We start from the raw sequence: 23,089 nt of genomic DNA on the forward strand, positions 1-23,089 counted from the left end.
ACCCTAATCTGTCATGAAATGACAACAAGGGGGCGCTAGCATCCCCCTCATTCCGACAAAAAGACAAGGAGTCAGCATCATGAGCAAGCGAATCGCGTTGGTTACCGGGGGCATGGGCGGTATTGGCACCGCCATCTGCAAGGCACTGGCCGACAGCGGCCACATCGTGGCCACCACCTACAGCAAGCCGGGCAAGGATCAGGCCTGGCTGGCGGACATGAAGGGCCAGGGTTACGACTTCCACGCCTTCCAGTGTGATGTCAGCGATTTTGATTCGTGCCAGCAGGCGGTTGCCGCCATCACCGAGCAGCTTGGCCCGGTGGACGTGCTGGTCAACAACGCTGGCATCACCCGCGATGCCAGCTTCCGCAAGCTGGGCAAGGCCGATTGGGACGCGGTGATCAGCACCAACCTCGACTCCGTGTTCAACGTGTGCAAGCCGGTAGTGGAATCGATGCTGGAGCGCGGTTTCGGTCGCGTGATCAACATCTCGTCGATCAACGGCCAGAAAGGCCAGTTCGGCCAGACCAACTACTCTGCCGCCAAGGCCGGCATGCACGGCTTCACCATGGCGCTGGCACAGGAAGTGGCACGCAAGGGCGTGACCGTCAACACCATCAGCCCGGGCTACATCGGCACCGACATGGTGATGGCGGTACCGGAAGACGTGCGCAACAAGATCATCGCGCAGATCCCGGTCGGTCGTCTGGGCCAGCCGGAAGAAATCGCCGGTCTGGTCAACTACCTGGCCTCCGATCTGGCCGGTTTCATGACCGGTGCCGACTTCGCCATCAACGGCGGTCAGCACATGATGTAAGCGCGTCCGCCGCAAGGTTGGCCGCACGCAAAAAGCCGGGATGCATTCCCGGCTTTTTTGCTATGCTGCGTTCCCCTTTTTACACTGATGGAGTCCTGCCATGGCAGAACAGCTGCTGATCGCCGAAGGCTCGCGCGAGGCGCAATACCAGGCCCTGTTACCGCAGGTGCTGGCACTGATCGAATCCGAGAGCGACATCGTCGCCGCCATGGCCAACTGCAGCGCCGCGATCCAGCAGACCTTCAACTGGCTGTGGACCGGCTTTTATCTGGTCAAGGGCGAACAGCTGGTGCTGGGGCCGTTCCAGGGTCCGATCGCCTGCACCCGCATTCCGAAGGGCCGTGGCGTGTGCGGCAGCGCCTGGGCACAGGCACGGACGCTGATCGTGCCGGACGTGGACGCCTTCCCCGGCCACATCGCCTGCTCGTCGGCGGCGCGCTCCGAGATCGTGCTGCCGGTGTGCGATGCCGCCGGTACGGTGGTGGCGGTGCTGGACATCGACGCCAGCGAGCTGGCGCAGTTCAGCGAACTTGACCAGCGCTACCTGGCGCCGGTATGCGCGGCGCTGGGCAAACTGTTCAGCCAGCCAGCAAACGCCTGACCTGCTCCGCCAGCTGCGCCGCCGGCATCGCGGCCAGCTGCGCCTGCTCGGCCTGCAGCCACAGCAGCAGGTGCGGCAGGCGGTGCTGTTGCAGTAGCGCCTGCTCCTGCTGTAGTTGCTGCAGGGCGCTGCTGCGCTGCTGCTCGGTGGCGGCCAGCTCGGCGTGACGTTGCTGCCACTGCTGCCGCAGCGTGTCGCTGTCTGCCAGCTGCCCCTGCAGCGCCTCCAGTTCTGCGGCCAACCTGCCATTCTCCTGTGCCCGTTGCGCCAGCTGCTGCTGGCTGCTGTCGCGTAGTGCCGCCAGTTGCTGGGCCAGTTGTTGCCGTTCTGCCTGCCACTGCTGCTCGCGCTGGCGCAGCAGCGTGCGCTCGTCCTCTACCTGCTGGTACAGCTGGATGCGCATGCCTTCCAGCCGCTCATAGGCCAGCGCCTCGCGCCGCTCGCCATCCTGCTGCAATTGCTGCAATTGCACCGCATGGCGCGCTTCCAGCGCCTCGACGCGCTGGTCGGCGGCCTGCTGCGTGGCGATGATCTGGCTGCGCGCCTGCTGCAATGCCGCCTCGCTGCCGAGGGCGCGCGCCTCCTGCGCCGCCAGCGCCTGCTGCAACTGTGTGAGGTTGGCCGCCAGCTGCTGCTGCGCCTGCTCGGCGCTGTCGCAGCGCTGGCTCAGCGCCAGTTGCTGCGCGCTGGCGGCGGCCAGTTCGCGCTGCGCCTGCGCCAGCTCGGCGACCAATCGTGCCACTTCCTGTTGCGCTTCTTCGCGCAAGCCGGCCAGGTTCTGCTCCGCCTCGCCGCAGGCCTGCTGCCAGACCTGGGCAAAGGCCTGCGCCAGCGCCGGCGACCACTCCGGGTGGCGGGCACTGGTCGCCATCTTGCCGAGGAATTCCTGCCGCCACTGGCGCAGGGTGTTGTTGATGGTGGTGTTGGAGCCGGTGCCCAGCCGTGCGCGCACCTCCTGCACCGTCGGCCACACGCCGGCGATGACCAGTTCCAGCGCCACGTCGCGCACTCGTGTATGAATATCCATGCTTGTTTACCTGCTGGCTGTCTGCCTTGTTCTGCGTCGGCACAACACGCCGATTTCTGCAGCGGTGCTTATAACACTGCCAGCCCCACCGCGGCCAGTGCCGGTTCGCACGGCAGCCACACGCTGAACACCGCGCCGCCCTGCGGCTGGTTGGCGGCCTCGATCATGCCGCCACTGCGCTCCGCCAGCCCCTGGCACACCCACAGCCCGAGACCGGTGCCGTCGTGCTTGCTGGTGAAAAACGGATCGAACAGCCGCGCCATGTCGGCCTCGGCGATGCCGCTGCCGTTGTCGGCCACGCTCAGGCGCAGTCCGGGGCGGCCGTCGCTGCCGGGCGCGTCGTGTGCCGACAGCGTCAGCACCCCGCCCTGCGGCATCGCCTGGATCGCGTTCAGGATCAGGTTGATCAGGATCTGCTGCAGCTCGAAACGGTTGGCCAGCAGCGTGGCACGGCTGTGCCACTGTTTCACCACCGCGATATTGCCGCGGTTCATCTGGTAGCCGACCAGCAACAGGCTGTCCTGGAACACCTCCTGCGGCTGCACCTGCTGCAAGTCGCCGGCGTATTCGCTCGGCCGCGCGTACTGCAGCAGCTTGGCCACGATCAGCTGGATGCGCTGCACCTGCTCGCGCATCAGGCGGATCTCCGGCAACACCGGTGCCGCCGCCTCGCCGAGCAGCTCTTGCATCAGCTCCAGATTGCCCTGGATCACCGCAACCGGATTGTTGATCTCATGCGCGGTGCCGGCCGCCAGCTGGCCGATGGCGGCCAGTTTTTCCGACTTGAACAGCTGCTGCTGCGCGCTGAGCAGGGTATGGTTGGCCGCCGCCAGTTCGCGTGTGCGCTCCGCCACCTTGTCGTCCAGCTCGCCGGCCCAGCGCAGCATGGCCTGGTTCTGCGCCTCCAGCCGCGCCAGCAGCGCGTCGAAATGCGCGGCCAGCAGGGCCAGCTCGTCCTGCTGCGGCAAGGCGCCGACGCGGGCATCCAGCCGGCCGGCGGCCACCGCGCTCATGGTCTGGCGCAGGCGCTCCACCGGGTCTATCACCGAGCGCGCAAAGCGCCAGCTCACCCACGTTGCCGCCGCCATGGTGATGGCGAACAGCACGAACAGCACCGCCAGCGCCATCCACTTGGCCAGCACGAACGGCTGCTCCAAGAAGCCGACGTACAGCATGCCGATACGTTGGCCACGGCTGTCCAGCAGCGGCTGGTAACCGGACACATACCAGTCGCCGATCACCCGCGCCCGGTTCAGCCACGCCTGACCGCGGCCCAGCACCTGTTCCGACACCTCCTGCGACACGCGGCTACCGATGGCTCGCCCGCCGCGGGGGTAGGTCACCGTGGTGGCGATTCGGGTGTCGTCGAGAAACAATGTGGCCGAGCCGCGGCTGCGGATCGGCAACGAACCCTGCGGATACACCAGATGGCGGATACGGTCGATGAACTCGATGTTACGGTTCAGCAGCACGCCGCCGACCAGCACCAGCGGCTGCCCCGGCACCTTGGCCGCGGCGTGCAGCAGCAGGCCGTTGTCACTGACGTTGCGCTGGCTCGGCCGCGCGCCGGTCGTCGCCAGCAATTCGATGTGCGAGCGCGCCTGCAGCAGCGGCGACAGCGCGGCCAGCTGCGCCGGGCTGAACACGTCCAGCGTGGCGCGCTGCGTGCCGCTGCTGGCGGCCAGCACCACCGCCGGCTGCGGGTAGCGCAGGCCGTGGCTGGCCGGCAGCGAAGCGGCCACCACCTGCTGGCGCGTGTCCAGCAACAGCAGATAGTCCAGCCCCAGGCTGCGCGCGCGTTCGCGCAACAGCGCGTCGGGCGAAGTTGCGCGCGGCTGGCGGCGGGTATCGGCCAAGGCCTCGGAACTGGCCAGCGCCTCGATGCTGCGGCCAACGTCGCTCTGCACCCGCTCGAAATAGGTGGCCGCCACCGCCAGATCGCTGCGCACCTTGAAAACCAGCAGCTCCTCGAACGCCGCCCCACCCCAGCCGGCCAGCAACAGCAGCAGCACCGGGAAACCGACCACCAGCGGCAGCAGCGCGAGGGTGACGAAGCGGGTGCGTACCGAACGGTTCAGCGGTTGCAGCAGGCGTCGCCACAGCCCGGCTACTCGCCCCAGGACAGGCATTTGCGCTCCAGGGTCTTGCGGGAAATGCCGAGCCGGCGCGCCGCTTCCGACTTGTTGCCGGCGCAGGCGGCCAGCACCGCGCGGATATGGCGGGTTTCGACCTGGCTCAGGCTTTCTTCCGCCGGCGCCGCCCCGGTCGCCAGCTCACCGACGGCCGGCGGCAGTCGCGTCGCCGGCAGATCTTGCGGCAGGTAGCCGAGAATCAGCGAGCGTTCGATCAGGTTTTTCAGCTCGCGCACATTGCCCGGCCAGTCGTAGGCGGCCATCGCCACCAGCAGCGCCGGCTCCACCTCCACCGGCGCCACCCCCAGCGCCGGGCTGAGCAGGTCCATGAAGTGCGCCGCCAGCTCCGGCAGGTCCTCGGTGCGCTCGCGCAGCGGCGGCAGCGCCAGCTCCAGCACCTGCAAGCGGTAGTACAGGTCGGCACGGAAACGGCCGGCGGCGACCTCGTCCGCCAGCGGCTTGTTGCTGGCGGCGATCACCCGTACGTCGACCTTGATTTCCTGCTCCGAGCCGACCGGGCGGATGCTGCGTTCCTCCAGCACCCGCAGCAGCTTGGCCTGGATCGCCAGCGGCAGCTCGGCCACCTCGTCCAGGAACAGCGTGCCGCCGCGCGCGTAGTAGAACAGCCCGTCGCGGCTGGCGGCGGCGCCGGTATAGGCGCCCTTGAGGTGGCCGAACAGTTCGCTCTCAATCAGCTCCTGCGTGATCGCCGCGCAGTTGACCGGCACGAAGCTGGCGTTGGCGCGCGGGCTGAGCTGGTGCAGCGCGCGCGCCACCACTTCCTTGCCGGTGCCGGATTCGCCCTGGATCAGCACCGTCGACGGCATCGGCGCAAAGCGCTGCAACAGGCCGCGCAGCTCGGTGATCGCCGCCGAGTGCCCGATCAGGCCGTCGCGGCTGACCTTGCTGCGGCTGGCGTGCGACGCCACCTCGCGGCGCAGCACCCAGTTTTCCGCCTCCAGCCGCGCACGCTCGAAGGCACGCCTGGCGGCGTTGATCAGCTGCGCCAGCGAGAACGGCTTAAGCAGGAAATCCGACGCGCCGGCACGCAGCGCATCGATGGCGGTTTCCACGTCGGCAAACGCGGTCATCAGGATCACTTCGCTGTTGACGCCGCGCTCGCGCAGCTGCTTCAGCCAGTTGACGCCAGACATACCCGGCAGCGAGATGTCGAGCACGATCAGGTCGAAGCGCTGCTGCGCCACCAGCGGCTCGGCCGCTTCCACGCTGCCGGCGGTGTGCACGCTGCCACAGCGCGATTCCAGCGCCCGCTTGATGAAATTGACCATGCCCGGCTCGTCATCGACCACCAGCACGCTGTAGCTGTCCCATTGCCTGGCTGCCGCGTTTCCGCTTGCGGCCAACGTTTCGTCTTGCTGCAAAAGCTTGTTCCCCTTATGGACAAATTGACCCAGCCCGCGCAGTGGCATTGCGACTATTTGTCCGTTCAAGCCGGGCCTGATTGCCGGCATTCATGATGCAAGTGCTTGTTTGTGCTGGGTATTGGCAAAAACCCTACCACGGGCACGGCAAATGCTATGCCAAGGCTATTGCGCGGGCTCGCCCGCGTCAAACGCGACAACCCAAAAACAAGAGGAGAGCCATGATGGAAGTGAACCGGCGGCAGTTCTTCAAACTGAGCGCGGCGCAGATCGGCACCGCCAGCCTGGTGGGCATGGGCTTCAGCCCGAGCCAGGCGCTGGCCGAGGTGCGCCAGTACAAGCTGATGGGCGCCAGGGAGACACGCAACACCTGTACCTATTGCTCGGTCGGCTGCGGCGTGATCCTGTACAGCCTCGGCGATGGCGCGAGGAACGCCAAGTCGGAGATCTTCCACATCGAGGGCGATCCGGATCACCCGGTCAGCCGTGGCTCGCTGTGCCCGAAAGGCGCCGGCCTGCTCGACTTCATCCACAGCCCGAAGCGGCTGCAATACCCGGAAGTGCGCGAGGCCGGCAGCAGCGAGTGGAAACGCATCGACTGGCATGACGCCATCCACCGTATCGCCAAGCACATGAAGGCCGACCGCGACGCCAATATCGTCGAGAACAACGCCGACGGCGTGCCGGTCAACCGCTGGCTGACGACCGCGATGCTGACCGCCTCCGCCGGCTCCAACGAGACCGGCATCATCACCCAGAAATTCCTGCGCAGCCTGGGCATCATCGCCACCGACGCGCAGGCACGCGTCTGTCACGGGCCGACGGTATCGGCGCTGGCCTCCACCTTTGGCCGCGGCGCGATGACCAATAGCTGGGTCGACATCAAGAACGCCGACTTCATCCTGGTGATGGGCGGCAACGCCGCCGAGGCGCACCCGGTCGGCTTCAAGTGGGCGATCGAGGCCAAGAAGACGCGCGGCACCAAGCTGATCGTGGTCGATCCGCGCTACAACCGCACCGCCGCGGTGTCCGATCTGTACCTGCCGATCCGCGCCGGCGCCGACATCCCCTTCCTGGGCGGCGTGATCAACTGGCTGATCGCCAACGACAAGATCCACTGGGACTACGTGAAGGCCTACACCAACGCCAGCTTCATCGTCGGCGACGGCTTTGCCTTCGAGGACGGCCTGTTCAGCGGCTACGACGAGGCCAAGGGCAAGTACGACCGCAGCAGCTGGAGCTACGCGCTGGACGAGGCCGGCAACGCCAAAACCGACCCCACGCTGCAACACCCGAGCTGCGTGTGGCAGCTGATGAAGGCGCACTTCGCCCGCTACACGCCGGAAGTGGTCACCAACCTGTGTGGCACGCCGGTGGATGGTTTCCTCGAGGTGTGCAAGCAGCTGGGCGAGACCGCGCGACCGGACAAGGTCGGCACCATCCTGTACGCGCTGGGCTGGACGCAGCACACCGTCGGCGCGCAGAACATCCGCACCATGGCGATGATCCAGCTGTTGCTGGGCAATATGGGCATGCCCGGCGGTGGCGTGAACGCGCTGCGCGGCCACTCCAACATCCAGGGGCTGTCCGACCTCGGCCTGCTGTCGACCAGCCTGCCCGGCTACCTGACGCTGCCCAACGAAAAAGACCATCCCGACTTTGCCAGCTATCTGGCCAAGACCACGCCCAAGCCGCTGCAGCCGGGGCAGATGAACTACTGGGGCAACACGCCAAAGTTCTTCGTCAGCCTGATGAAGTGGCTGTGGGGCGACAACGCGCGCCAGGACAACGACTGGGGTTACCACTGGCTGCCGAAGTGGGACAAGCTGTACGACGTGCTGCACATCGTCGAGCTGATGCACCAGGGCAAGATGAACGGCTTCATCGTGCAGGGCTTCAACCCGCTGGCGTCGTTCCCCGACGCCAACAAGGTCACCGAATCGTTCTCCAAGCTGAAATACATGGTGATCATCGACCCGATCGCCACCGAGACCTCCACCTTCTGGCAGAACCACGGCGACAGTCACGACGTCGATCCGGCCAAGATCCAGACCGAGGTGTTCCGCCTGCCGTCCACCTGCTTTGCCGAGGAAGACGGCGCCATCGTCAACTCCAGCCGCTGGCTGCAGTGGCACTGGAAAGGCGCCGACGCACCGGGCGAGGCCAAGGGCGACAACGAGATCATCGGCGAGCTGTTCACCGCACTGCGCGAGCTGTACCGCAAGGACGGCGGCAAGGTGGCGGAACCGATCCTCAACGTGGCGTGGCACTACCGCGACCCGGCGGCACCGTCGCCGGAGGAGCTGGCAAAGGAAATGAACGGCAAGGCACTGGCCGACCTGATGGACCCAGCCGACCCAAGCAAGGTGCTGGTGAAAAAAGGCGAGCAGATCCCGGGCTTTGCCGTCCTGCAGGACGACGGCAGCACCAGCAGCGCCTGCTGGATCTTTGCCGGCTGCTGGACGCAGGCCGGCAACCAGATGGCGCGCCGCGACAACAGCGACAGCGGCCTGGGCAACACCCCCGGCTGGGCATGGGCGTGGCCGGCCAACCGCCGCATCCTGTACAACCGCGCCAGCTGCGACCCGGCCGGCCAGCCGTGGGACGCCAAACGCAAGCTGATCGGCTGGAACGGCGAAAAATGGAGCGGCGCCGACATCCCCGACTTCAAGGCCGATGCCGGCCCGGATTCCGGCATGAATCCGTTCATCATGAACCCGGAGGGCGTGGCGCGGCTGTTCTGCACCGACAAGCTGGCCGACGGCCCTTTCCCCGAGCACTACGAGCCGATGGAAAGCCCGATCGGCACCAACCCGCTGCACCCGAAAGTGGTCAGCAGCCCGGCGGTACGCATTTTCAAAACCGACCGCGAGCGCCTGGGTACCCATCACGACTACCCGTACGTCGGCACCACCTATCGCCTGACCGAGCACTTCCAGTTCTGGACCAAGTCGGTGCTGCTCAATGCCATCGCGCAGCCGGAGCAGTTTGTCGAGATCGGCACGGCGCTGGCGCAGGAAAAAGGCATCGCCCAGGGCGATCTGGTCAAGGTCAGCTCCAAGCGCGGCTTCATCAAGGCCAAGGCGGTGGTCACCAAGCGGCTGATGGCGCTGCAGGTCAACGGCCAGACCGTGCACCAGATCGGCATCCCGCTGCACTGGGGCTGGGAGGGCGTGGCGCAGAAGGGTTATCTCACCAATGCGCTGCCGCCGGCGGTGGGCGACTGCAACACGCAGACCCCGGAATACAAGTCTTTCCTCGTCAACCTGGAAAAAGCATAAGGAGCGCCGGACATGGCATTGCAATCCCTGGACATTACCCGCCGCTCCGCCAGCCCCACGGCCAGCCCGCAAGCGCGCAAGACCATCGAGATCGCCAAGCTGATCGACGTGTCCACCTGTATCGGCTGCAAGGCCTGTCAGGTGGCGTGCTCGGAGTGGAACGACATCCGCGAGGAAGTCGGCCACAACATCGGCGTCTACGACAACCCGACCGACCTCTCCGCCGACGCGTGGACGGTGATGCGCTTCGCCGAGGAGGAGAGCAACGGCAAGCTGGAATGGCTGATCCGCAAGGACGGCTGCATGCACTGCGCCGACCCCGGCTGCCTGAAGGCCTGTCCGTCGCCGGGCGCCATCATCCAGTACAGCAACGGCATCGTCGATTTTCATCAGGAAAACTGCATCGGCTGCGGCTACTGCGTGTCCGGCTGCCCGTTCAACGTGCCGCGCATCAGCCAGAAGGACAACAAGGCCTACAAGTGCACGCTGTGCTCGGACCGTGTTGCCGTCGGACAGGAGCCGGCCTGCGTCAAGACCTGTCCTACCGGCGCCATTCAGTTCGGTTCCAAGGAGGACATGAAGCAGGTCGCCGCCACGCGGGTCACCGATCTCAAGCAGCGCGGCTATGACAACGCCGGCCTGTACGACCCGCAGGGCGTCGGCGGCACCCACGTGATGTACGTGCTGCACCACGCCGACAAGCCGGAACAGTACTCCGGACTGCCGAAAGACCCGCAGATCAGCACCACGGTGCAGCTGTGGAAAGGCTGGCTCAAGCCGCTGGCCACCATCGGCATCGCCGCCGCCGGCCTGTTCGGTTTCTTCCACTACATCACCGTCGGCCCCAACCGCGCCGACGACGAGGACGACAGCGCGGCCAACGTTGGCCGCAACGAGGAGGACAAGGCATGAAACCGCAACTGATCCAGCGCTACTCGGCGCCGGAACGCATCAACCACTGGATAGTCGCCGTCTGCTTCATCCTGCTGGCGCTGTCCGGACTGGCGTTTTTCTACCCGGCGTTTTTCTGGCTCACCGGCGTGTTCGGCACGCCGCAGCTGGCGCGCATCATCCACCCCTTTGTCGGCGTGCTGATGTTCGTCGCCTTTGCGCGGCAGTTCTTCCGCTACTGGCACCACAACCTGCTGACGCGTGACGACATCCAGTGGATGAAGTCGGTGAAAACGGTGATGCAGGGCCAAGAGGTCGGCGACACCGGCAAGTACAACGGCGGCCAGAAAGGCATGTTCTGGATGATGTGCGCCTGCATGCTGGTGCTGCTGGTTTCCGGCATCATCGCCTGGCGCCCCTACTTCGCCATCCACCTGCCGATTCCGCTGATCCGCGTCGCGCTGCTGGCGCACGCCTGCGCCGCCATCGCGCTGATCGCCAGCATCATCGTGCACGTGTACGCCGCGTTCTGGGTGAAGGGCACCATCCGCGCGATGGTGGAAGGCGTGGTTACCCACGGCTGGGCGAAGAAGCACCACCCGCGCTGGTATCGCGAAGTAACGGGCAAGCAGAAATGAGCGGCCACTGCCCGTTGCCGCTGGCGGTCGACGCGCTGCCGGCCAGCCGCCGCCTGCCGGTGCTGCGGCTGGCCGGCGCGGCGGCCAGGCTTGCCGAGGACCAGCTGATCGAGGAAGTGCCGGTGGCGATGGTGTACAACGGCGTATCGCACGCGGTGCTGCTGGCCACGCCCTGTGATCTGGCCGACTTCGCGCTCGGCTTTTCGCTGAGCGAGCACATCCTGCACACCCCCGGCGAGCTGTACGACTGCGAGATTGTCGCCGGCGAGCACGGCGTCGAGCTGCGGCTGGAGATCGCCAGCGCCCGCTTTGCCGCGCTGAAGCAGCGCCGGCGCAGCATGACCGGTCGCACCGGCTGCGGCCTGTGCGGCGTCGACAGCCTGGATGCGGTAGCGCAGACCATCGCGCCGCTGCCGTTGCGGCCAACCTTGCATGCCGCCGCGGTCGCCCGCGCGGTGGCGGAGCTGCCGCACTGGCAACCGTGGCACCACGCCACCGGCGCCGCCCACGGTGCCGCCTTCTGCAATGCCGACGGCGACATCCTGCTGGCGCGCGAGGACGTTGGCCGCCACAACGCGCTGGACAAGCTGATCGGCGCGCTGCGCCGCCAGCGGATCGATACCGGCGACGGCTTTGTACTGGTTTCCAGCCGCGCCAGCTACGAGATGGTGCAAAAGACCGCCAGCGCCGGCATCGCCGCGCTGGTGGCGGTATCGGCGCCGACCGCCTACGCCGTGACGCTGGCCGAATCCTGCGGCCTGCTGCTGGCCGGTTTTGCCCGCCCCGGGCGGCTGGTGGCCTACAGCCAGCTGCCGCGCCTGATCTGCCCCGAATTGACGAGACCTCACCATGACCCAGTTTGTTGATGCCGCGGCCCCCGCCGCCACTCCCGCGCTGCGCCTGGCCGGCATGACCGTGTTCAGCCGCCGTGCCGAGCGCCTGCTCGCCCTCGCCGATGGCCACCCGATGCGCGATTTCCTGCTGTTCTGTGCTGCGCTGGCACGTGCCCAGCACGCCTGCCTGGCCACCCGGGTGGAACACGCGGTGGCCGACAGTGCCAGCCTGCGCCAGCTGCTGACGCTGCTGCAGCGCCATCTGGATGTCGAGCTGCCGCCCGACAGCCACAGCGCGCTGCTGTGCCTGCAGGCGCTGGACGATGCCGCGCTGCAGGCGCTGGCCGACGCATTGCGCCACGGCCAGTACGACGCGCGCAGCCCGCTGGCCGCCGCCTGGCCTTTGCTCGGCGCCGCCTTGCAGGTACAGGCCACCATCGTTGTGCGGCAGCAGGACATTGCCGCGCTGACGGCCGGCGAGACGGCGTGCTGCCCGGCTTGCGGCGGCCTGCCGGTGGCGTCCGTGCTGCGCCGTGGCGACAGCGGCCACGCCGTGCGCCACGTCTGCTGTTCGCTGTGTGCCAGCGAATGGCACGTCAGCCGCGTCAAGTGCGTCGCCTGTGGCAATACCCGCCAGCTGCAGTACCGCAGCCTCGCCGACCGTGACGCCGCCGCGCCGCAGCCGGACCGCAAGCAGCCGCACGCCCATCGCGGCACGCAGGAGCTGGAGTGCTGCGACAGCTGCCACGGCGCGCTGAAGGTGGTGTCGCGCCTGCAGGATGCCCAGGCCGATGCCTTTGCCGACGATGTCGCATCGCTGGCGCTGGACCTGCTCGCCGGTGACGCCGGCTATGGCCGCATCGGTTTCAATCCCTACTTCCTGCCGGCCCAGGACTGAGCGGCGCCACCGCCGGCAAACACGCCGGTTCGCCACGCGCTGTAAGCTGCGGCGCCCTGCCACGACCAAGTGTCAGGGCGCCGCCCTAGTTCTTACGATCTAGCCGCGATAATGCTTTGTGTGACTGGCAGGCTGTTTGCTAGTGAGTAGAATGAGTCATACCCCCCACTTAACGGAAGGACGCCGCATGTTGTCAGACCGTTTCGGCCGCACCATCGACTACCTGCGTATTTCAGTCACCGATCGCTGCGACCTGCGCTGTACCTATTGCATCCCCAAAGGCTTCAAGGGCTTTGAGGAACCGAGCAACTGGCTGACCTTCGACGAGATCACCCGCGTGGTCGCCGCGTTCAGTCGCCTGGGCACCCGCCGCTTCCGCCTCACCGGCGGCGAGCCGCTGCTGCGCCGCAATCTGCCCGCGCTGGCTGCCAGCCTGTCGGCGCTGGAAGGCGTCGATGACCTGTCGCTGACCACCAACGCCACCCAGCTCAGCCTGCAGGCGCAGGCGCTGCGCGACGCCGGCGTCAACCGCATCAATGTCAGCCTCGATTCGCTGCGCGACGACTGCGTCAGCCGCATCACCGGCAGCGACTGCCTGGACAAGGTGCTCGGCGGACTCGCCAGCGCCAGCCAGGCCGGTTTCGACAGCATCAAGATCAACATGGTACCGATGCAGGGCGTCAACGACGGCGACATCGAAGCCATGGTGGCGTTCTGCATCGAGCACGGCTTCATTCTGCGCCTGATCGAGGCGATGCCGATGGGCAGCACCGGCCAGCACACCGCCGGCCTCGACCTGCAAAAGCTGCTGGCACAACTGCAGCCGCGCTTTGGCCTGCTGCCATCGGACCAGCCGCTGGGCGGCGGCCCGGCCCGCTACTGGCGTACACCGGACGGCCGCTTCACCCTCGGCCTGATCACCCCGATCTCGCAGCACTTCTGTGCCAGCTGCAACCGCGTGCGACTGTCGGTGGATGGCACGCTGTACATGTGTCTGGGGCAGGAAGAACGCTTCGAACTGCGCCCGCTGCTGCGTGCCGGCTGTAGCGATGCCGAGCTGGAGGCCGCCATTCGCGATGCCATCGAGCTGAAGCCGGAAAAGCACGAATTCCTCGAGCAACCGACGCGCATCGTGCGTTTCATGTCAATGACCGGAGGCTGACATGCCACTGGCCGACCCGCTGCTGGAAGGTTTTCGCCGTTTCCAGCAGCAGTATTTCTCCCCCGACAACGACCTGTTTGCCGCGCTGCGCCACGGCCAACACCCGGTCACGCTGGTGATCGCCTGTTGCGATTCGCGCGTGCATCCGCCGGCGCTGATGGGCAGCCAGCCAGGCGAGATGTTCGTGATCCGCAACGTCGCCAATCTGGTGCCGCCCTGTTCGCCGGACAACCAGCACGCCAGCGTCGCCGCGGCGCTGGAATTCGCGGTGCTCAACCTGCAGGTGGCACGCATCATCGTGATGGGCCATGCCGGTTGCGGGGGCATTCGTGCACTAATGCAGCGCAGCACGCCCCAGGACAGTGCATTGACGCGCTGGCTGGACATCGCCGCCCCGGCGCGCGAACTGGTCTACCGCCACCACGCGGCAGAGGACGAAGCCACCCGCCTGCGTCGTTGCGAGCAGGCCGGCATTCTGGTGTCGCTCAACAACCTGCTGACTTATCCGTGGCTGGCCGACAAGGTGAAAGCCGGTGAAGTCGCCCTCGACGGCTGGTATTTCGATCTCAACGACGGCACGCTGTGGGGGCTGGACACACCGTCCAACCAGTTCGTGCCGCTGGTCTGCCCGCTCGGCCAGCAATAAACCTCGTCCGCTGCATGCAATATGGCGCCCTGGTGGCGCCATATTTGCGTCTGCCGCAAGCCAGTCCGGCTTGAAAAAGGACACCCCGCTCGCCTCAGTCCCTGCCTCGATTGTCGCGCAATGACGGTCGGCTCGGCCCCCGAGGCGCATCTGGCGCAACCGCGGCAGTGCGTCACCGCCAGCAGCCGACGTCGGGACAAACGGCAAGCCGACGCCTGTAAAACATTGCGGCCAACCTTCTACAAGGTTGGCCGCAATGCGTGCCGGAACGGCTCGCGGGAGCCGCGTCAGGCTACTGGCCGAGCTGGGCCAGCGATTGTGGGTCGTTGAGATTGCTGAAGGCGCGGGTGTCGTCGAAATTGACGATGCGGCAATCCAGCAGCGCAAGAAAACCGCGCAGGCTGCGTCCGCCGCTGGCCAGATAGTCCGGCAGTCGTGCCAGCGCGCTGCGGCGCAGCAGTGCACACACCGGCTGCGGCCCGTTGATGGTGTAGGGACAGCAGGCGTCGGCGCGACGTTCTGCCTGCAGGATGGCCAGCTGTCGCGCCACCAGGTCGGCCGGCAGCAAGGGCGCGTCGCACGGCACCAGCTGCACGTAGTCGATGCCCTCCGGCAGCTTGTCCGCCAGGGTGGCGACCCCGGCCAGCGGCCCCATGCCCTGCCATGCCGCCTCGTCGGCAAACACGGCGTGGCCACTGGCGGCGTAGTCGTCCAGATGACGGTTGGCGCTGATCGCCAGCCAGCCGGCCTGTGGCGCCAGCCGTGCCAGCACGTGGCGATATAAAGGTTGGCCGCACCACGGCAGTAAACCCTTGTCCTGACCGCCCATGCGCCGGCCTTCACCGCCGGCCAGCAGCAGCACTGCCACCTGTTCAGTCATGCCAGCGCCCGCATGCCGCGTCGTCGCTGGCCTTGGCTTCGACCCAGCGGCTGCTGCCATCGACAAAATCCTCGCGCTTCCAGAACGGTGCCTGTGTCTTCAGGTAGTCCATCAGGTATTCGGCGGCGGCAAAGGCACCGGCGCGGTGGCCGGCGGCGATGAGCACCAGCACGATGGGCTCGCCCGGCGCCAGCGCGCCGACGCGATGGATAACGCGACAGGCGCTCACTGGCCAGCGCGCGGCGGCCTGCTCGGCGATACGGCGGATTTCGGCCTCGGTCACGCCGGGATAGTGTTCGAGAAACAGCGCCGCCAGCGGCGTGGCTTCGTCGTGGGCGCGCACCATGCCCTGGAAGGCCACCAGCGCCCCGGCGTCGCCGGCGTGCGCGCGCAGCGCCAGCTCTTCGGCACCAAGGTCGAAGGCGGCGGTTTGTACGGTGATGTCGCAATACATGTCAGCCCCCGGTCACGGGCGGCAGGATGCCGACTTCGGCACCGTCCGGGATCGCCGCGTCGCCGCGCACGATCTGCCGGTTGACCACCAGGCGGAACACCTTGCCCGGCGCCAGCGCCAGCGCCCAGTCCTCGCCGCGGCCGCGCAGCAAGTCCAGCAAGGTGGCGGTGGTGCCGCCGTCCCAGGCCAGCGTTTCCGTGCTGCAGCCCAGCGTGTCCTTGAGGACACCAAAATACAGTAGCGTGATGCTCATGCAGAATCCTTCAGCCAGTTGGCAATAAAATCGGCAATCGCGGCGTGGTCGTCCAGCGGCAATTGCGGCAAATCGGTTGCGGCGGCGCAGTCGCTGGCCAGCGCGATCACGAACGGGTCGTCCGGGTACAGCCACGGCTTGGCGCAGGCGCTGCGGTGTACTTCGATGCGCGGCACCGGCAGCGTTTTCTGGCCTTCCAGCAGCACCAGGTCGACTGCGGCCAACCTTGACAGCTGCTGCTCCAGCGTCAGCGCTTGCGGCGTCTCGACAAACAGGCCGAAGCGGTAGGGCGACACCACCATCACCTCGTGCGCGCCACTGGCGCGGTGGCGCTGGCTGTCCTTGCCGGCCACGTCCAGTTCGATGTCGTGATGGCTGTGCTTGATCACCGACACCGTCAGTCCGCGCGCGGCCAGTAGCGGCAACAGCGCGCCGATCAGCGTGGTTTTGCCACTGCCGGACCAGCCGGCAATGCCCAGCACTTTTTGCATACCCTCTCCCTTTGGTGGATTGTGGTCTACGCCATACGGCGCTATCGTTCAACCAGACTCCACACTCGATGATCCAGATGAATCCGCTTACCCATTTCAATGCCGCCGGCCAGGCCCATATGGTCGATGTCGGCGACAAGCCGGAAACCCGCCGCGTGGCGGTGGCCACCGGCCATCTCACCATGCTGCCGGCCACCTTTGCGCTGCTGCAGGGTGGCAGCGCCAAGAAGGGCGACGTCATCGGCATCGCCCGCCTGGCCGCCATCCAGGGCACCAAGCAAACCGCGAACCTGATCCCGCTGTGCCACCCGCTGGCGCTGACCCGCGTCAACGTCGATTTTAGCGTGGATGAGGCGCTGTCGCGGGTACACATTTTCGTCACCAGCGAGACCGTGGGCCGTACCGGCGTGGAAATGGAAGCGCTCAGCGGCGTGATGGCCGGCCTGCTCACCGTCTACGACATGCTGAAGGCGGTGGACCGCGGCATGCAGATCGACGGCGTGCGCCTGCTGGAAAAACAGGGCGGCAAGAGCGGCCACTGGCAAGCCGACAGCAACGATTCTGCGCTGCGCGACCAGTGCTGACCATACGCCGGACGACCTAAGCCATGCCCCTGCCCCGCCCCCCCCTCCGTGCGCAGCCTGTCCAGCAAGCTGCTGATCCTGACCATTGTCTGGCTGGTGCTGGCGATGACCTCCATCGGCTACACCCTGGTGCTGTCGTGGAAACTGGAAGGCGGCGCCGCCGCCATCAACGACGCCGGCAGCCTGCGCATGCGCAGCTACCGCGTCGCGCTGCTGGTCAGCGAAGGCGCCGATCCGGCCCAGGTCCAGCAGGAAGCCGCCCAGTTCAGCGACACCATGGCGCGACTGCGCAAGGGCGACCCGGCGCGGCCGCTGTTCCTGCCCGACAATGTCGAAGTGCGCTCGCAGGCGGCAGAAATCGCCCGCTACTGGCAGCACGAGATGTTGCCGAAGCTGGAACAGGTACAGCTCGACCCGCGCCGCAATACCACCCGCGTCGACCTGGGCGCCTTCGTCAACCGCATCGACAAGCTGGTACGGCTGGTGGAAGAAGACAACGCGCGCAATACCACGCTGCTGCGCTTCTTCCAGATGACGCTGATGGCGATGGCCATCATCGGCGCCATCACCATGATGTACCTGATGTTCCTGCTGATCATCCGCCCGCTGAACGAGCTGGGCGACGCCATCGTGCAGGTGCGCGACGGCGAGCTGGCGACCCGGGTACCGGTGGTCGGCAACGACGAGTTCGCCATCCTGTCCGCCGGCTTCAACCAGATGGCCGGCCGCCTGCAGGAGCTGTACGCGACGCTGGAAGACAAGGTGCGTGACAAGACGCGCTCGCTGGACGAGAAAAACCGTCAGCTGACCACGCTGTACGGCGTCACCGCCTACCTGCACGAATCGCACGACCTCAACACCATGTGCAAGGGCTTCATCGAACGTCTGATCCAGCTGACCAATGCCGACGCCGCCAGCGTGCGCATCGTCGACAGCAAACGCGGCAAGCTGGAGCCGGTGGCGCAGATCGGCCTGCCGGACGGCATGATCCACACCCACGACTGCGCCCACATCGACAGCTGCTACTGCGGCGCCGCCGTCGAGCAGCCCAGCTCGGTGATCCGCCTGTTCCGCGAGCTGCCGCAAAAGGAACAGAAACATTGCGAGCGCGCCGGCTTTCGCAGCGTGTCGATCTTCCACATTCGCGTCAACCAGCAGAACGTCGGCATCTTCACCCTCTACTTCCGCGACGACACCCGCCTCAGCGCGCAGGAACAGTTCCTGATCGAGACGCTGGGCAGCCACCTCGGCGTCGCCATCGAGAACCTGCGTCTGGCCGCCCGCGACCGCCAGTTTGCCGTTTCGGAAGAGCGCAACCTGATGGCACAAGGCCTGCACGACAGCATCGCGCAGTCGCTGTCCTTCCTCAATCTGCAGGTGCAGATGCTGGAAAGCGCGCTTGGCGACACCCAGGACGAGCAGGCGCGCGAAAACCTGGCCTTCATCAAGACCGGGGTTCAGGAGTGCTACGAGGATGTGCGCGAGCTGCTGCTCAACTTCCGCACCCGCATCAGCAAGGAAGACTTCCCCGACGCGGTCAACACCCTGCTCAAGCGCTTCGAGCAGCAGGCGGGGGTGCTGACCCAGTACCAGCTGCGCGGCAACGGCCTGCCACTGAACCCGGAACAGCAACTGCAGGTGATCTTCATCCTGCAGGAGGCACTGTCCAACGTGCGCAAGCACGCGCAGGCACACCGCGTCGACATCGACATCGACAACCACGACGACTTCGTGATGCGCATCAGCGACGACGGCTGCGGCTTTGACGCCGCGGTGCTGGCCGCGCGCCAGGCACGCCACGTCGGCATGTCCATCATGCAAGAGCGGGCATCGCGCATCAACGCCCGCATCCAGATCGAAAACCGGGACGGCGGCGGCACCACCGTCACCCTCACCCTGCCGCACACAGAAAGACAAGCCGCATGAGCACTGCCATCCGTATCTTACTGGTCGACGACCACACCCTGTTCCGCAGCGGCCTCAAGGCGCTGCTGCAACGCCAGCCGGACTTCGAGGTCATCGGCGAGGCCGCCGACGGGCTGGAAGGCGTCAAGCAGGCCGAACTGCTCAAGCCCGACGTGGTGCTGCTGGACCTGGACATGCCGGTGATGCACGGCCGCGACGCGCTGTCGCAGATCCTGGTCACCCAGCCGCAGTTGGCGGTGCTGATGCTGACCGTGTCCGAGGACGGCGAAGACCTCGCCGAGTGCATGAAGAACGGCGCGCGCGGCTACCTGCTGAAGAACATCAATGCCGACTTCCTGCTCAGCAGCATCCGCCGCGCGGTGGACGGTGACAGCGTGCTGTCGCCGGAGATGACCGCCAAGTTGGTGGCGCGCCTGCGCGCCCCGGTCGCCGAGCCGCGCAACCAGGAGCTGGACAGCCTGACGCCGCGCGAACGCGAAACGCTCAGCTACCTCGCCTCCGGCGCCAGCAACAAGGAAATCGCCCGCGCGCTGGATCTGGCGGAAAGTACCATCAAGGTGCACGTGCAGAACATCCTGCGCAAGCTGAGCCTGAGCAGCCGGGTGCAGGCGGCGGTGTATGCGGTGGAGCACGGCCTGGACAAAGCCTGAGACGGCGCGTCATGACATGGGGCTTGCACGGCCCCTTGTTTCGCGCTAACGTTATCCCGTTTTTGAATAGCGAAAGAATAGCGATGAGCGAATTGCTGCATCCGTTCGCCGGCAAGGGCACCGGCCAGCGCATCGCGCTGTTGCGCGCCATCCGCGAGCACGGCTCGATCAGCGCCGCCGCGCGGCAGTGCCAGCTCAGCTACAAGGCGGCGTGGCAGCACATCGACAACATCAACAACCTCAGCCCGCAACCGCTGGTGGCGCGACTGACCGGCGGCAAGGGCGGCGGGGGCACGCGGCTGACGGCGCTGGGCGAACAGCTGCTGGACGCGTGGGAGAAAACCGGTGTCGCGCTGCAGGCCGGATCCATGCAGGAACGGCAGACGCTGGCGCTGCTGGGCCGGCTGGCGGTGCGCACCTCGGCGCGCAACCAGCTGGCCGGCGAAATCAGCCACATCCAGCGCGGCGCGGTCAACGACACCATCACCCTGCGCCTGCCCGGCGGCAGCCAGCTGCAGGCCCAGATCACCCGCGAAAGCTGCGACGAGCTGGCGCTGCACGAAGGCGGCCACGCCATCGCGCTGATCAAGGCATCGTGGATCACCCTGGCGCTGCCGCAGGCGGCGGCGCAGATCGCCATCGCCAACCGCCTGCCGGGCAAGGTTGGCCGCATCACCGCCGGCCTGGTCAACAGTGAGGTGATCGTCACCCTGCCTGGCGGCTACAGCCTGTGCGCGATGGTCGACAACGACAGCCTGACCAGTCTCGCCATCGCGGTGGACGACGCGGTGTGCGCGCTGTTTTCGTCCCAGAGCGTGATCCTGGGCATTCTCGACTGAACGGAAACCTGATGAAACCTACCCTGCTGTGCAGTCTGCTGGCGCTGTGCGTCGCCTCTTTCGCCAACGCCGCACCGGTACAGGTGGCGGTTGCGGCCAACGTGCAGTATGCGTTTGCCGACATCGCCGCCAGCTTCAGCCGCGATACCGGCATCGCGGTGCAGCCGTCGTTCGCCTCCTCCGGCAAGTTCGCTACCCAGGTGATGAACGGCGCGCCGTTCGAGCTATTCCTGTCCGCCGACAACGAGTTTCCGCAAAAGCTGGCGCAGGCCGGCTTTACGCTGCAGGCGCCGAAAAGCTACGCGCTGGGCGCGCTGGTGCTGTGGTCGAAAAACCCGCAATTCAAGCCACAACAGTGGCAGCAGTGGCTGGCGGCCAGCCGCGGCAAGATCGCCATCGCCAATCCGCGCACCGCCCCCTACGGCAGCGAGGCACTGCGGGTGCTGGACTACTACCGGCTGAGCGACAGCGTCACGCCGCGACTGGTCAGCGGCGACAACATCGCGCAGGCGGCGCAGTTCGTCGACAGCGGCGCGGCCCAGGCCGGCTTTGTCGCCAAGGCATTGGTGCTGGCGCCGCAGATGAAGGACGTCGGCCGCTGGGTCGACATCCCCGCCGCCAGCCACCAGCCCATCGTGCAGGACATGGTGTTGCTGAAGCCGGCAGCGGCCAATCCGGACGCGCGCAAGCTGTTCGACTACCTGTCCGGCCCAGCCGCGCGGCAGATCCTGCAGCGCTACGGCTACCGTCTGCCATGAACCGCCTGCCGGCCACCATCCGCGCGCGGCACAGCGCCGACGGCCTGCACCTGCTGGAGCTGACGCTGTGCGGCCAACCTTGCACCGCGTTTGCCAGCGCCGCGCTACCGCCGTGGCAGGCCGGGCAAACGGTGGAGGTGCTGTTCCGCGAGCTGGACGTGGCGCTGTCCACCGCGCCCTGCCCGACGCTGAGCATCCGCAACAGCCTGCCGTGCCGCATCGTGGCCATCCGCCACGGCGAGCTGTTCAGCGATGTCACGCTGCACAGTGCCGGTGCCACGCTGCACGCGGTGATTACCCGCCGCTCCTGCGACTCGCTGGCGCTGCATGAGGGCATGCCGGTCTACGCGCTGATCAAGTCCAATGCGCTGCAACTGCTGGAGCCGGCACCATGAGTGGACTCGACCTCGCCCCGCTGTGGCTGACCTTCCGCCTGGCGGCGACCACCACGCTGCTCCTGCTGCTGCTCGGCCTGCCGCTGGCGGCGTGGCTGGCGCACAGCCGCTCGCGGCTGCGGCCGCTGGTGGACACGTTGGTGGCGATGCCGCTGGTGCTGCCGCCGTCGGTGCTCGGCTTCTACCTGTTGCTGGCGCTGTCACCGGCCAATGCGCCCGGCGCCTGGCTGCGCGAGCTGTTCGGCGTCAACCTGGTGTTTTCCTTTGCCGGGCTGGTGATCGGCTCGGTGCTGTTCAGCCTGCCGTTCATGGTGCAGCCGGTGGCGGCGGCACTGAGCGGCTTGCCACCCAGCCTGCGCGAGGCGGCCTGGACCATGGGCAAATCGCGGCTCTCCACCCTGCTGCGCGTCGAGCTGCCGTGCGTGCGGCCGGCGCTGGTGGCCGGCGTGGTGATGAGCTTTGCCCACACCGTCGGCGAATTCGGCCTGGTGCTGATGATAGGCGGCAACATCCCCGGCGTGACGCGGGTGGCGTCGATCGCGGTCTACAACGAGGTGGAGGCGCTGAACTACCCGGCCGCCCACGCCTACGCCGCCATCCTGTGCGCGTTCGCCTTTGCCGTGGTGTTGCTGGTCAACCTGTTGCGCCGCCGCGCGGAGCGTATCGCATGATCGAATTTTCGCTGCAGAAAACCCGCCACGGCGCCAACGGCCAGCTGCATCTGGATGTCGCCGCCACGCTGGCCGCCGGCAGTTTCACCGTGCTCAGCGGCGCGTCCGGCGCCGGCAAGACCACGCTGCTGCGGCTGCTGGCCGGGCTGGAGGCCCCCGACGGCGGCTGGCTGCGGGTGAACGGTGCCGACTGGCTGCGCGGCGGCCACAGCCTGCCGGTGCAGCAGCGCCGCATCGGCATGGTGTTCCAGGATTACGCGCTGTTCCCGCATCTCAGCGTGGCCGACAACATCGCCTTTGGCGCCGCGCGCGGCGAGCGCGCCCTGGTGCAGGAGCTGCTGGAACTGTGCGGGCTGGCGGCGCTGGCGCGGCAGTACCCGGCGCAGCTGTCCGGCGGCCAGAAGCAGCGCGTGGCACTGGCGCGGGCGCTGGCGATGCGGCCAACCTTGCTGTTGCTGGACGAGCCGCTATCGGCACTGGATCACGGCCTGCGCCGCGAGCTGCAGCGGATGTTGCGTGACATGCACCAGCGCTTTGCGCTGACCACGGTGATGGTCAGCCATGATCTGGGCGAGATCTTCGCGGTGGCCGACCAGGTGCTGCAGCTGGAGCACGGCCGCATCAGCGCGCAGGGCACGCCGGCGCAGGTGTTTCTGCAGACGCCGCGTGACAGCAGCCGCATCGCGCTGCACGGCGAGGTGCTGGCCTGCCAGCCGGCCGACGTGATGTGGCGGGTGACGGTGCTGGTCGCCGGCGAGCTGGTGGAAGTGCTGCTCAGCGCGCAGGACGCCGCCACGCTGAGCGCAGGGCAACGCATCCGGCTGTCGGCCGGCGCGCTGCAACCGGGCTAGCACGGGGCCGTTAATATCGCCAAACGCGA

The 23,089-nt window shown here is 67.0% G+C and carries 24 protein-coding genes; 17 read left to right on the top strand and 7 right to left on the bottom strand.

What is annotated here, in order from left to right:
* Positions 1-79 precede the first annotated feature (79 nt).
* Both ACG97_RS00790 and ACG97_RS00795 read left to right on the top strand, forming a co-directional pair.
* Positions 80-817 (top strand): beta-ketoacyl-ACP reductase, encoded by a 738-nt coding sequence (locus ACG97_RS00790; RefSeq protein ID WP_047965402.1) that lies wholly within the window; start codon positions 80-82, stop codon positions 815-817.
* A gap of 100 nt (positions 818-917) precedes the next feature.
* Positions 918-1,418, top strand: coding sequence for a GAF domain-containing protein (locus ACG97_RS00795; RefSeq protein ID WP_047965403.1), 501 nt, complete (start codon positions 918-920; stop codon positions 1,416-1,418).
* Here the strand turns inward: ACG97_RS00795 and ACG97_RS00800 are convergent.
* The 3 genes from ACG97_RS00800 to ACG97_RS00810 form a co-directional block, all read right to left on the bottom strand.
* Positions 1,396-2,445 carry a DNA-binding protein gene (locus ACG97_RS00800; protein ID WP_082133592.1) on the bottom strand — a complete coding sequence of 350 codons (1,050 nt, stop codon included), beginning with the start codon at positions 2,443-2,445 and terminating at the stop codon, positions 1,396-1,398. The two genes, ACG97_RS00795 and ACG97_RS00800, sit on opposite strands and share 23 nt — an antisense overlap.
* A 68-nt stretch (positions 2,446-2,513) precedes the next feature.
* Positions 2,514-4,574: a cache domain-containing protein gene (locus tag ACG97_RS00805; RefSeq protein WP_047965404.1), complete on the bottom strand. Its 2,061-nt coding sequence runs from the start codon at positions 4,572-4,574 to the stop codon at positions 2,514-2,516.
* Positions 4,553-5,959, bottom strand: a complete 1,407-nt coding sequence (locus ACG97_RS00810; protein WP_047965405.1) for a sigma-54 dependent transcriptional regulator — start codon at positions 5,957-5,959, stop codon at positions 4,553-4,555. The genes ACG97_RS00805 and ACG97_RS00810 overlap by 22 nt, the downstream gene beginning before the upstream one ends.
* A gap of 224 nt (positions 5,960-6,183) precedes the next feature.
* Here ACG97_RS00810 and fdnG point away from each other — a divergent pair, with 224 nt between their 5' ends.
* The 7 genes from fdnG (at position 6,184) to ACG97_RS00845 (ending at position 14,308) form a co-directional block, all read left to right on the top strand.
* Positions 6,184-9,240: a formate dehydrogenase-N subunit alpha gene (gene fdnG, locus ACG97_RS00815; RefSeq protein WP_082133609.1), complete on the top strand. Its 3,057-nt coding sequence runs from the start codon at positions 6,184-6,186 to the stop codon at positions 9,238-9,240.
* A 12-nt stretch (positions 9,241-9,252) separates the two neighbouring features.
* Positions 9,253-10,152, top strand: coding sequence for a formate dehydrogenase subunit beta (gene fdxH / locus ACG97_RS00820; RefSeq protein WP_047965406.1), 900 nt, complete (start codon positions 9,253-9,255; stop codon positions 10,150-10,152).
* The gene (locus tag ACG97_RS00825; protein ID WP_047965407.1) at positions 10,149-10,769 is read left to right on the top strand and encodes a formate dehydrogenase subunit gamma; all 621 of its coding nucleotides are present in this window, start codon (positions 10,149-10,151) and stop codon (positions 10,767-10,769) included. The genes fdxH and ACG97_RS00825 overlap by 4 nt, the downstream gene beginning before the upstream one ends.
* The gene (gene fdhD, locus ACG97_RS00830) at positions 10,766-11,635 is read left to right on the top strand and encodes a formate dehydrogenase accessory sulfurtransferase FdhD (RefSeq protein ID WP_047965408.1); all 870 of its coding nucleotides are present in this window, start codon (positions 10,766-10,768) and stop codon (positions 11,633-11,635) included. The genes ACG97_RS00825 and fdhD overlap by 4 nt, the downstream gene beginning before the upstream one ends.
* Entirely contained in the window at positions 11,619-12,500 is an 882-nt protein-coding gene (fdhE, locus tag ACG97_RS00835; protein ID WP_047965409.1) for a formate dehydrogenase accessory protein FdhE, read from the top strand. The genes fdhD and fdhE overlap by 17 nt, the downstream gene beginning before the upstream one ends.
* A 187-nt stretch (positions 12,501-12,687) precedes the next feature.
* The gene (gene moaA, locus ACG97_RS00840) at positions 12,688-13,662 is read left to right on the top strand and encodes a GTP 3',8-cyclase MoaA (protein WP_047965410.1); all 975 of its coding nucleotides are present in this window, start codon (positions 12,688-12,690) and stop codon (positions 13,660-13,662) included.
* A gap of 1 nt (position 13,663) precedes the next feature.
* On the top strand, positions 13,664-14,308 hold the full coding sequence (locus tag ACG97_RS00845; protein WP_047965411.1) for a carbonic anhydrase: 645 nt from the start codon (positions 13,664-13,666) through the stop codon (positions 14,306-14,308).
* 292 nt (positions 14,309-14,600) lie between these two features.
* Here ACG97_RS00845 and mobA read toward each other — a convergent pair whose 3' ends face one another.
* Genes mobA through mobB form a run of 4 tightly spaced genes read right to left on the bottom strand, consistent with a single transcriptional unit; the run spans position 14,601 to position 16,386 of the window.
* Positions 14,601-15,188, bottom strand: a complete 588-nt coding sequence (gene mobA, locus ACG97_RS00850) for a molybdenum cofactor guanylyltransferase MobA (protein ID WP_047965412.1) — start codon at positions 15,186-15,188, stop codon at positions 14,601-14,603.
* The gene (locus ACG97_RS00855) at positions 15,181-15,642 is read right to left on the bottom strand and encodes a molybdenum cofactor biosynthesis protein MoaE (RefSeq protein WP_047965413.1); all 462 of its coding nucleotides are present in this window, start codon (positions 15,640-15,642) and stop codon (positions 15,181-15,183) included. The genes mobA and ACG97_RS00855 overlap by 8 nt, the downstream gene beginning before the upstream one ends.
* Position 15,643: 1 nt before the next feature.
* Positions 15,644-15,895: a MoaD/ThiS family protein gene (locus ACG97_RS00860; protein WP_047965414.1), complete on the bottom strand. Its 252-nt coding sequence runs from the start codon at positions 15,893-15,895 to the stop codon at positions 15,644-15,646.
* The gene (gene mobB, locus ACG97_RS00865) at positions 15,892-16,386 is read right to left on the bottom strand and encodes a molybdopterin-guanine dinucleotide biosynthesis protein B (protein WP_047965415.1); all 495 of its coding nucleotides are present in this window, start codon (positions 16,384-16,386) and stop codon (positions 15,892-15,894) included. Before mobB ends, ACG97_RS00860 begins: the two co-directional genes overlap by 4 nt.
* 77 nt (positions 16,387-16,463) lie before the next feature.
* On the opposite strand from mobB, the gene moaC reads away from it, so the two are divergent.
* From moaC to ACG97_RS00905, 8 genes are all read left to right on the top strand, one after another.
* Positions 16,464-16,970 carry a cyclic pyranopterin monophosphate synthase MoaC gene (gene moaC / locus ACG97_RS00870; RefSeq protein WP_047965534.1) on the top strand — a complete coding sequence of 169 codons (507 nt, stop codon included), beginning with the start codon at positions 16,464-16,466 and terminating at the stop codon, positions 16,968-16,970.
* Positions 16,971-17,018: 48 nt separating this feature from the next.
* Entirely contained in the window at positions 17,019-18,896 is a 1,878-nt protein-coding gene (locus tag ACG97_RS00875; RefSeq protein WP_047965416.1) for a type IV pili methyl-accepting chemotaxis transducer N-terminal domain-containing protein, read from the top strand.
* The gene (locus ACG97_RS00880) at positions 18,893-19,546 is read left to right on the top strand and encodes a response regulator transcription factor (protein ID WP_047965417.1); all 654 of its coding nucleotides are present in this window, start codon (positions 18,893-18,895) and stop codon (positions 19,544-19,546) included. The genes ACG97_RS00875 and ACG97_RS00880 overlap by 4 nt, the downstream gene beginning before the upstream one ends.
* Positions 19,547-19,629: 83 nt before the next feature.
* Positions 19,630-20,385 (top strand): TOBE domain-containing protein, encoded by a 756-nt coding sequence (locus ACG97_RS00885; RefSeq protein WP_047965418.1) that lies wholly within the window; start codon positions 19,630-19,632, stop codon positions 20,383-20,385.
* 11 nt (positions 20,386-20,396) lie between these two features.
* A complete protein-coding gene (gene modA, locus ACG97_RS00890) occupies positions 20,397-21,143 on the top strand; it encodes a molybdate ABC transporter substrate-binding protein (RefSeq protein ID WP_047965419.1) in 747 nt (248 codons plus the stop codon).
* Entirely contained in the window at positions 21,140-21,538 is a 399-nt protein-coding gene (locus ACG97_RS16795; protein WP_053068012.1) for a TOBE domain-containing protein, read from the top strand. Before modA ends, ACG97_RS16795 begins: the two co-directional genes overlap by 4 nt.
* Positions 21,535-22,209 (top strand): molybdate ABC transporter permease subunit, encoded by a 675-nt coding sequence (gene modB / locus ACG97_RS00900; RefSeq protein WP_047965420.1) that lies wholly within the window; start codon positions 21,535-21,537, stop codon positions 22,207-22,209. Before ACG97_RS16795 ends, modB begins: the two co-directional genes overlap by 4 nt.
* Positions 22,206-23,060, top strand: coding sequence for an ABC transporter ATP-binding protein (locus ACG97_RS00905; RefSeq protein WP_047965421.1), 855 nt, complete (start codon positions 22,206-22,208; stop codon positions 23,058-23,060). The genes modB and ACG97_RS00905 overlap by 4 nt, the downstream gene beginning before the upstream one ends.
* Positions 23,061-23,089 lie beyond the last annotated feature (29 nt).

The sequence above is a fragment of the Vogesella sp. EB genome, from assembly GCF_001037925.1.
Lineage (GTDB): Bacteria > Pseudomonadota > Gammaproteobacteria > Burkholderiales > Chromobacteriaceae > Vogesella > Vogesella indigofera.